Below are 9,330 nucleotides of genomic sequence, written 5' to 3' on the forward strand. Positions count from 1 at the left end.
AACCAACATTCAAAACACCTTATCATCTAATTTAGAGGAAAAAACTCCAATGAATCTCAAAAAAGAAGAGAGGACCTGCCTCTTCATTGATGGCTCCAGCCTTTATTCAACATCCCGCGGTCTGGGGTTTGATGTCGATTATAAAAAGCTGCTGGACTTCTTCACATCCAAAACACACATCATCCGCGCTTATTATTACGCCGCCATTCTGGATACGGAAGACTATTCACCCCTTAAACCGCTGACGGACTGGCTGTCCTACAACGGCTATTTTCTGGTGACCAAACCCGCTCGCGAATTTACCGATTCCACCGGCAAGCGCCGCGTGAAGGGCAATATGGAAATCGAAATTGCCGTGGATATGATGGAAATGGCGCCGCATATCGACCACGCCATTCTCTTCACCGGCGATTCGGATTTCCGCCGTGTGGTGGAAGCCGTGCAGCGTCAGGGTACCCGTGTTTCCGTCGTGTCCTCCATGCGCTCCTCCCCGCCGCTGATTGGGGATGACCTGCGTCGTCAGGCCGACAACTTCATGGAGCTGGCAACCATTGCCAACAACTTCACGCGGCGGCAGCAGGCAGACACCCAGCGCCCCCGCGTGGGCAACCCCTCCCCTATCCGCCACCCCGCAGATCAGATGAGTGAGCCGGATCTGGACGACGACGAGACCGATATTCTCTGATCTATCCGAGCGAGTGGCCCCTTTCCAAACGCCACCCGCATGACTGATCCGTTTTAAGACAATACCCCTGCTTCAGCTGGTCCTTCCCCTTTTCGGACCACGCTGGCAGGGGTATTTTTTAGTGGACTGTGCCGGCCCCCTGATTTTCTGTAAAAAAAATTCAGACAAACGGAAAAAAAGCCGGTGCCATGCGTTCTATTCAACTCTATCATGCAGAACAGAGGTCCCTGGCCACGACCGAATCCTGCACCCTTATGAGTATTTTTTGGAGAAGCCTATGCCTACTTGTTCTGAAGCCCGAGCCAGCCTCCTTTCGCTGCTGCGCGGCGTTGAACACTTCAACACTGAAATTTTCCCGGCCAAGCAGAACCTTTTTGCTGCTCTGGCAGATGGCCAGTCTCCGAATGCCCTGTTTATTGCCTGCGCGGACAGCCGTATTAACCCCAGCCTGATTACCCAGACAGAACCGGGTGATCTGTTCATTCTGCGCAACATTGGCAACATTGTTCCGGCCTATGGCGAAATGCTGGGTGGCGTCTCTTCCGCTGTGGAATACGCTGTGGCTGGGCTGGGTGTGTCCGCCATTATTGTCTGCGGCCATTCCGATTGCGGCGCGATGAAGGCCCTGCTCGCTCCGGAAAAAAGCGGTCTGGACAAAATGCCGACGGTCCGCAGATGGCTGCGCAATGCAGAAGCCGCCCGCGCAGCCCTGGGCGACCTGAAAGCAGAAGATGCTGGCCCGGCCAACGTCCGCAGCCTGTCTGAACAGAATGTGCTGCTACAGCTGTCCCACCTGAAAACGCACCCGGCTGTGGTAGCCGGTATGGCGCGCGGCACACTGTTCCTGCAGGGCTGGTTCTATGACATTGGAACGGGTGAAATCACCATTCTTGATGAACAGACCCGTAAAACCACCACTATTGCGGAAGCCATTTCGCATCTGGAAGCCGAGCCAGCCTAAGAGTCAGACGGTTTGCTTTCAAACAAGACCAGGACCGGCGGAGCGCCTGCTTCGCCGGTTTTTCTTTGCATGAGGCGTTTTGCACACTCTCTGGCGCTCGCTGGTGCCGTGTGCTTTCTGGGAGCGGCAGTGCCCGGCTGCCTCACGCAACGCGCTCTTGCCAGTTCCCCGGCTGAACACGCGCTCATCACTCCCGCATCACAGCCAGATTACGCCACTTCGACGCCGACAGCCGCTCCGGCTTCGGCTTCGGCTTCGGCTTCGGCTTCGGCTTCGGCTCATCCACTCAAACTGGCGACATGGAATATGGAATGGCTGATGGCGGAAGATGGGCCGCTAGCCGCGACCGCTCCACCGGACCGCCCGCATCGCACTGCCGCCGATTTTGAAAAACTGGCGGCCTACGCGCAGCATCTGGATGCTGACATTATCGGATTACAGGAAGTCGACACCGCCACCACGGCAGAGCGGCTTTTCCCCGCCAGCACCTATCAGATCTTCATCACGGATGACGCCCTTCTCCAGCACCCGGCGCTGGCTATCCGCAAACCGCTCCGCGCCCACAAAAACCCGGATCTGGTGGAACTGGACGTCGCCCCTGCAACCGCCGCACATCAACTCCGCCGCGGGCTGGATGTGACGGTAGAGACCGGCACAACGCCACTCCGCATTCTGGTGCTGCATCTCAAAACCGGCTGCTGGGACAATCCCGTTTCAGACAAGCAGCATAACTGCCCCATTCTCCTGCAACAGTTTGGCGTGCTGCAAAACTGGATCAGCGCGCGGACTGCTGCGCATGAAGCCTTTGTGATTATGGGCGATTTCAACCGGCGCATGACGGTTTATGATCCGTTTTTCCTGCTGCTGACTCACGCAGCCCCGCTGAGCCTGACAAGTGCCGGATGGGCCAGCCCGCGCGAAAACGGCTCTTACTTCATTGACCATATTCTGCTGGGCGGCGGCACACAAAGCTGGCTGCAACCACATTCCTTGCGTGTGATGACCTATCGGCCAGATAGCCAACCCGCCACGCTCTCTGACCATTGCGCCGTATCGGTGCGGCTTAGTCCACAAGCGCCCTTACCCTCTGCCGCACGCGCCCCAACAACTCCAACAACTGGCAGCCAGCCATAAAAAAACCGCTGAGGATTGCTCCCCAGCGGCTTTTTTTGCATTTACCGTAACCCCAAGAGGGCCGGATAACTCTTAGAAGGCGCGGCCACGGCCAGACGATGCGCCGCCACCGGAGCGACCACCGCCACCCGGACGGCCACCGCCACCATTGCCACCACGCGGCGGACCACCACGGCCACGACCACCGCCGCCGCCATTCCCGCCACGCGGCGGACCACCGCGCCCACGGCCACCGCCACCCAGCACGGGCGGACGCATAGTAGAGGCCTCAGCACTTTCGGAGTGCCAGGGGTGGTCACGCACCACCGGAATGGGCTTGCCGATGGTTTTTTCAATATCACGCAGCCAGGCGCGCTGTTCCGGGTCACAGAAGGACACGGCCCAGCCATCACGCCCTGCACGGGCCGTCCGACCAATGCGGTGGACATAGCTTTCCGGCACGTTCGGCAGATCGTAGTTGAAGACGTGGCTCACATCGTCCACGTCAATGCCACGTGCTGCAATGTCAGTCGCCACGAGCACTTTAACGCTGCCGGCACGGAAACCGCTCATGGCCCGCTCACGCGCACCCTGAGACTTGTTGCCGTGAATGGCTTCCGCCACCACGTTGTTTTTGTTCAGGAATTCCGCAACCTTGTTGGCCTCATGCTTCATGAGGGTGAACACCACGGCGCGGGCAACCTTGGGGGATTCCACCAGTGTCAGCAGGGCATCGCGCTTGTCGGTGCCTTCCACAAACATCACAGCCTGCTGGATACGGTCCACCGTGCTGGACGGCGGGGTGACTTCCACCTTGGCCGGATCATGCAGCAGAGAGTTGGCCAGATCCGCAATGCTGCGCGGCATGGTGGCAGAGAACAGCAGTGTCTGCCGTTTTGCCGGCAGATAGGTCATGATGCGGCGGATATCGCGCACAAAGCCCATGTCCAGCATACGGTCAGCTTCATCCAGCACCAGGACTTCAAGGCCGGAGAGGTCAATATAGCCCTGACCGATCAGGTCCAGCAGGCGGCCGGGAGCTGCAACCAGCACATCCACGCCACGGCGCATGGCTTCAACCTGACGCCCCTGCCCCACGCCACCGAACACAACGGCCTGCGTGAATTTCATGTGGCGGGCATAGGCCTTGAAGCTTTCGCTGATCTGGGAAACCAGCTCACGCGTGGGAGCCAGCACCAGAACGCGCGGCTTTTTGGGGCCGGCAACCTTGGGGTGAGCATTAAGGTGGTTCAGAATAGGCAGAGCAAACGCTGCGGTCTTCCCGGTGCCTGTCTGGGCCAGACCCAGCAGATCACGGCCTTGCAGCAGATGCGGGATGGACTGGGCCTGAATGGGGGTCGGGGTTTCATACCCCTGCTCAGCCAGCGCCTTCAACAGAGGAGGGGCAAGATTCAGTTCGGAAAACGTAGTCATCAGGGCAAACCTTTTCGTGCAGCCTGAAAAGCGAGACGAGACCACCCTTTTTCAGTTACGCACCATATCGTGTCAGGACGGAGTGAAAACGGCACACCCTGTGCACGATCCTTCACCCGCATTCATGAACATTTTTTAACAATGCTGGCAGCGTCACGTCTTTTCAGAAAAAGTCAGTCTGAAAACCCTGCCTTGATTTGTATATAAGTGGAGTTTTCCTGCCCCGCAAGCCTTCCGTACCATATTGGTCCTAAAAGAAAGCCGCCATATAATCGTCACAGTCTGTTCACGCCTTAGGCCGCACCGCGCAGACGCAATGAAACAAAAGCCATCGCTGCTCAATTTTAAAGGAGGTTTTAAAAAACAGAACAGGCGCTTCCTTTTCTAAAGAGAGCATCCGGTTCCGTTGCGAACTAACCAAAGTTTTAGAAGAAATCTTCACAAGTTGTTCAAAACCGCCGGTTCAGCCCGCAAAACGGCCAGCGCAAACAACGCCTCTTCGCTTCCGGTCAGCTTTCCTCTGACGGCGGCGGGCACTCACCTTCGCGCCGCAGCAGGAACAGCGCCTGCTCACCAAACAGGTTGGCCAGCCGGATGGACCGCCGCCAGGGGGCGCGCTCGCCATCTTCATCCACCGCCATCCATTGCTGCACGCAATAGCCCTCTTCCGCGCACAGCGCGATGAAGTCCCGAATGGTGCAGGGATGAATATTGGGCGTTTCATACCACGGGGTATGCCAGACGGCTGTCATGGGCATCCGCCCGCTCAGCAACAGTTTCAGCCGCAGTTGCCAGTGGCCAAAGTTGGGGAAGGAGACAATGGCGTGCCGCCCGATGCGCAGCATTTGCCGCAGCACTTCCCGCGGGCGTTCCACAGCCTGAAGCGTGCGCTGCAACACCACATAATCAAACGCATCATCCGGGTAATGCGCCAGATCGTGGTCCGCATCCCCATGCACCACGGGCAGGCCGTGGGCGACGGAGCGGGTCACTTCCCGCATATCAATTTCAATACCACGGGCATCACAGCCGCGCAGGCGGAACAGATGGTCAATCAGCGCGCCATCACCGCTCCCGACATCCAGCACCCGGGTGCCGGGTTCGATCATTTCTGCAATCAGCCGTTGATCAAGACGCATCAGGCAAGCCCTGCATGATCTGCCACACCACACAGGAAGCCCCGCACGGTTCTGTCAAAATCCGGTTCATCCAGCAGAAAGGCGTCATGCCCCTTGTCCGTTTCAATCTCCACAAAGGAGACGTTAGCCGCAGCCTGATTGAGCGCGCGCACCAGATAGCGGGAGCTGGAGGTGGGGAACAGCCAGTCGGACGAGAACGACACCACGCAGAACCGCACCGGCGTGCCAGCAAAAGCCGCAGGCAGTTCGCCGTCATGCTCTGCGGCGAGGTCAAACCAGTCCATGGCGCGGGTAATGGTCAGGTAGGAATTGGCATCAAACCGCCGCACAAAGGCCGAGCCCTGATAGCGCAGGTAGGATTCCACCTCGAACACATCCCCAAACATGGCCAGAGACGCTTCCGGGGCCTGCGCATCTTTGGGTTCCTGCCGCACACGGCGGCCGAACTTGCGGGTCAGGGCTTCTTCCGAAAGGTAAGTGATGTGCGCCATCATGCGCGCCACGGCCAGCCCACGGGCCGGGACCACATTATGTTCCCAGTAGCGCCCGCCATACCACTCGGGGTCAGCAAAAATGGCCTGACGCCCGACCTCGTTAAACGCAATATTCTGGGCCGAATGGAAGGGTGCCGTGGCAATCGGCATGGCCGCCAGCATCATGTGCGGATACGTCACGGCCCATTCCAGCACCTGCATGCCGCCCATGGAGCCACCGACCACGGCAAACAGCCGCTCAATCCCTAAAGAGCGCACCAGCTTATACTGGGCGCGCACCATGTCGCGGATGGTGATGGGCGGGAAATCCGTACCCCAGCGCTCCACCCTGCCTTCTGCACAGGCCGGTTTGAGGGAGCGCGGGCCGGTGCTGCCCATGCAGCCCCCCAGCACGTTCATGCAGATAACAAAAAAGCGGTCGGTATCAATCGGCCGCCCTGGCCCCACCATGCGCCCCCACCAGCCGGGCTTGCCGGTTTGCGGATGCGTTTCCGCCACATACTGGTCCCCCGTAAAGGCGTGGCAGATGACAATGGCGTTGTCCCGCCTGGGGGAAAGCTGGCCGTAGGTGCGATAGGCCACATCAAGGGATGGCAGATGCACACCGCATTCCAGATCCAGCCCATCGGGGAACGTGGCGTGCTGATGGTCGCCGACATCAAGAGGCGCTGTGCTGTTCATGAAGGTGATACCAACTCCGGCTGGAAGACCTCCGACATAGGAGCGAAAACAGGACGGATCAAGTCCGCCTTAACGCTGCCGCAGGCCTGCCATGCCAGTGTTAGCCATCCATTTTCAGAGCGGCGAGGAAGGCGCTCTGCGGAATTTCCACTTTCCCGAACTGCCGCATGCGCTTTTTACCCTCTTTCTGCTTTTCCAGCAGTTTGCGCTTACGGGAGATATCACCGCCATAACATTTGGCCGTCACATCCTTGGACAGTGCGCCAATGGTCTCACGCGCAATGACCTTGCTGCCAATGGCCGCCTGAACGGCGATCTTGAACAGCTGGCGGGGAATGAGGTCTTTCAGGCGGGCACAAATAGCACGGCCACGGGTTTCCGCTGCAGAGCGATGCGCAATGAAGGACAGCGCATCCACCGGCTCCTGATTGACCAGAATGGAAATGCGCACGAGGTCACTCTCCTCGTACCCATCCATCTGATAATCAAAGCTGGCGTAGCCGCGTGTGAGAGACTTCAGGCGGTCATAGAAGTCAAACACCACCTCGTTCAGCGGCAGGCGATAGACAGCCATGGCGCGGCTGCCCACGTAGGTCAGGTCCACCTGCACACCACGACGCTCCGTGCACAGGGTCAGCACAGCGCCAAGATATTCATCCGGCACCATGATGGTGGCCTTGATCCACGGCTCGTCAATTGTCTCGATCTGCGAGAGGTCCGGCATATCGGCCGGGTTGTGCAGCTCTTCTTTCTGCCCGTTGGTCAGCGTGATGTGGTACACCACGGACGGCGCGGTGGCGATCAGGTCAAGGTCGAACTCGCGGGACAGGCGCTCCTGAATAATTTCCAGATGCAGCAGACCAAGGAAGCCGCAGCGGAAGCCAAAGCCCAGCGCTGCCGACGTCTCGGCCTCATAATGGAACGAGGCATCGTTCAGGCGCAGTTTGGACAGGCTGTCGCGCAGCTTTTCAAAGTCATCCGCCACAATGGGGAACAGACCACACCAGACCACCGGAATGGAGGGCTTGAAGCCTGCCAGAGCCTTGTCCGCCGGGCGACGGTCATCGGTAATGGTATCACCCACGTTACAGTCGGCCACGGTTTTAATCGCGGCATTGATGTAGCCCATCTCCCCCGGACCGAGGCTTTCCACCGCCGTCATACGCGGGGCGAACACACCGACCTGATCAATCTGATGCACAGCGCCGCTGGACATCATGCGCATTTTCATGCCGCGCTGCAGGCGGCCTTCCTTGACGCGCACCAGCACGATCACGCCCAGATACGGGTCGTACCAGCTATCCACCAGCATGGCCTGAAGCGGTTTTTCCGCATCGCCCACCGGCGGCGGCAGGCGGGTGACGACGGCTTCCAGCACGCCTTCAATATTCAGGCCGGTCTTGGCGGAAATTTCCACCGCATCATCTGCGGGGATGCCAATCACTTCCTCAATCTGCGCCTTGACGCGCTCGACGTCAGCTGCGGGCAGGTCGACCTTGTTCAGCACCGGCACAATTTCATGGTTGGCATCAATGGCCTGATACACGTTGGCCAGTGTCTGCGCTTCCACACCCTGCGAGGCATCCACCACCAGCAGCGAGCCTTCACACGCGGCCAGCGAGCGGCTGACTTCATACGCAAAGTCAACGTGTCCGGGCGTGTCCATCAGGTTCAGGACGTAGGTCTTGCCGTCCTTGGCCGGATACGTCAGCCGGACGGTCTGGGCCTTGATGGTGATGCCACGCTCACGCTCAAGATCCATATTATCGAGCACCTGATTCGTCATCTCGCGGGCGGTCAACGCCCCGCAAGCCTGAATCATGCGGTCGGCCAGTGTCGATTTCCCATGGTCAATATGGGCGATAATCGAGAAATTACGGATGAGCGAAAGGGGTGTGTCGGTCATGCTGCTCCCTTTAAGCGATACGGAGAGACTTGTCAGCCAGTTCCGCACCGCCGGACGCTGTTTCCCTGTAAATTTTTACGAAGAAGCAAACACACGGGCTGAAGGCGCCTCTGCAACGCCCCTAGACACGAATCGCATCCCCCAGCAAAGACGCGGGACGTTTTCACTCTGCTCATCTGATCCATTTGAAAACATTAGATAAAATTATGAAGCCGTCGCTTTATGCGATTTATGTTAGAAAATAGATGACGAAAATAAAACCCAGTGGTAAACCCGGGCAGCCTTACAGAGCTTTCATCTTACATTATTAAGCAGGACTAACATTCAATGAGTGGTTCTACATCCACAATCCCCACCAGCGGAACGTATATTCTTAATTTTGCCACACTCAGTGGCGGCAATAGTGGTGGCACGACAACGCCAGCTAATGTGCAGAATAGTGTTTCAGTCACTTTTTCCAAAAGCAGCTTCACTATTAATGGGACAACTTACAGCTACAATCTAACCTGGGGTGCATCTGGCTCTACACAGATTCTTCTTGGTGATGGAAAAGGCGGATACTACCTTCTTACTGATGCAGATGTAGACATCAGCAAATTTTCCTACCACAACTACTCCTACTCGTCGCCGAATCACTGGGAAATAACAAACAATACTGACTCCACCTCAGAGCCCTTTTGGAAATTCACGGATGAGCGTTTCGGCGTAGCATGAGGCTTCCCATGGCGATGTGGATCATGGCCTCTGCGACGTCGATCCGCTGTTCGTAGTCCTTCACAAGGCGACGCCAGCGGATCATCCAACCGAAGGTCCGTTCCACAACCCACCGACGCGGCAGGATTTCAAACCCTTTTGCTGTCTCTGACCGCCGGATGATCTCGACTGTGAAGTCGAGAAAAGTGGCCTTATCCATCAAC

Annotated in this window: 9 protein-coding genes; 4 read left to right on the forward strand and 5 right to left on the reverse strand. The window is 57.8% G+C overall.

What is annotated here, in order from left to right; all coding sequences use genetic code 11:
* Nucleotides 1–49 precede the first annotated feature (49 nt).
* The 3 genes from KP703_RS11130 to KP703_RS11140 all read left to right on the forward strand — a co-directional run bounded on the left by KP703_RS11130 (nt 50) and on the right by KP703_RS11140 (nt 2,780).
* Entirely contained in the window at nt 50–685 is a 636-nt protein-coding gene (locus tag KP703_RS11130; protein ID WP_061507833.1) for an NYN domain-containing protein, read from the forward strand.
* 277 nt (nt 686–962) lie between these two features.
* Nucleotides 963–1,646, forward strand: coding sequence for a carbonic anhydrase (locus KP703_RS11135; protein WP_061507834.1), 684 nt, complete (start codon nt 963–965; stop codon nt 1,644–1,646).
* A 69-nt stretch (nt 1,647–1,715) separates the two neighbouring features.
* Complete coding sequence (locus tag KP703_RS11140; protein ID WP_252354024.1) at nt 1,716–2,780, forward strand: endonuclease/exonuclease/phosphatase family protein; 1,065 nt, start codon at nt 1,716–1,718, stop codon at nt 2,778–2,780.
* 72 nt (nt 2,781–2,852) lie between these two features.
* Here KP703_RS11140 and KP703_RS11145 read toward each other — a convergent pair whose 3' ends face one another.
* The 4 genes from KP703_RS11145 to lepA form a co-directional block, all read right to left on the reverse strand.
* Nucleotides 2,853–4,193, reverse strand: a complete 1,341-nt coding sequence (locus tag KP703_RS11145; protein WP_062140497.1) for a DEAD/DEAH box helicase — start codon at nt 4,191–4,193, stop codon at nt 2,853–2,855.
* Nucleotides 4,194–4,702: 509 nt separating this feature from the next.
* The gene (gene metW / locus KP703_RS11150; RefSeq protein WP_215754965.1) at nt 4,703–5,332 is read right to left on the reverse strand and encodes a methionine biosynthesis protein MetW; all 630 of its coding nucleotides are present in this window, start codon (nt 5,330–5,332) and stop codon (nt 4,703–4,705) included.
* On the reverse strand, nt 5,332–6,507 hold the full coding sequence (locus KP703_RS11155) for a homoserine O-acetyltransferase (protein WP_061507837.1): 1,176 nt from the start codon (nt 6,505–6,507) through the stop codon (nt 5,332–5,334). Before KP703_RS11155 ends, metW begins: the two co-directional genes overlap by 1 nt.
* Nucleotides 6,508–6,607: 100 nt before the next feature.
* Complete coding sequence (gene lepA / locus KP703_RS11160) at nt 6,608–8,413, reverse strand: translation elongation factor 4 (RefSeq protein WP_215754966.1); 1,806 nt, start codon at nt 8,411–8,413, stop codon at nt 6,608–6,610.
* A gap of 327 nt (nt 8,414–8,740) precedes the next feature.
* Between lepA and KP703_RS11165 the strand changes: the two genes are divergently transcribed.
* A complete protein-coding gene (locus KP703_RS11165) occupies nt 8,741–9,127 on the forward strand; it encodes a hypothetical protein (protein ID WP_215754967.1) in 387 nt (128 codons plus the stop codon).
* Here KP703_RS11165 and KP703_RS11170 read toward each other — a convergent pair.
* On the reverse strand, nt 9,099–9,330 hold a 232-nt coding region (locus tag KP703_RS11170), incomplete at its 5' end, for a transposase (RefSeq protein WP_215754968.1). The genes KP703_RS11165 and KP703_RS11170 overlap by 29 nt on opposite strands.

Source organism: Acetobacter sp. P5B1 (assembly GCF_018811985.1).
In the GTDB taxonomy this organism is placed as follows: Bacteria; Pseudomonadota; Alphaproteobacteria; order Acetobacterales; family Acetobacteraceae; genus Acetobacter; species Acetobacter cerevisiae.

Coding starts and splice junctions, on each gene's coding strand:
- KP703_RS11140 (WP_252354024.1), top strand. CDS start 1,716: ATGAGGCGTTTTGCACACTCTCTGGCGCTCGCTGGTGCCGTGTGCTTT.
- KP703_RS11155 (WP_061507837.1), bottom strand. CDS start 6,507: ATGAACAGCACAGCGCCTCTTGATGTCGGCGACCATCAGCACGCCACG.
- KP703_RS11165 (WP_215754967.1), top strand. CDS start 8,741: ATGAGTGGTTCTACATCCACAATCCCCACCAGCGGAACGTATATTCTT.
- KP703_RS11145 (WP_062140497.1), bottom strand. CDS start 4,193: ATGACTACGTTTTCCGAACTGAATCTTGCCCCTCCTCTGTTGAAGGCG.
- KP703_RS11130 (WP_061507833.1), top strand. CDS start 50: ATGAATCTCAAAAAAGAAGAGAGGACCTGCCTCTTCATTGATGGCTCC.
- lepA (WP_215754966.1), bottom strand. CDS start 8,413: ATGACCGACACACCCCTTTCGCTCATCCGTAATTTCTCGATTATCGCC.
- KP703_RS11135 (WP_061507834.1), top strand. CDS start 963: ATGCCTACTTGTTCTGAAGCCCGAGCCAGCCTCCTTTCGCTGCTGCGC.
- metW (WP_215754965.1), bottom strand. CDS start 5,332: ATGCGTCTTGATCAACGGCTGATTGCAGAAATGATCGAACCCGGCACC.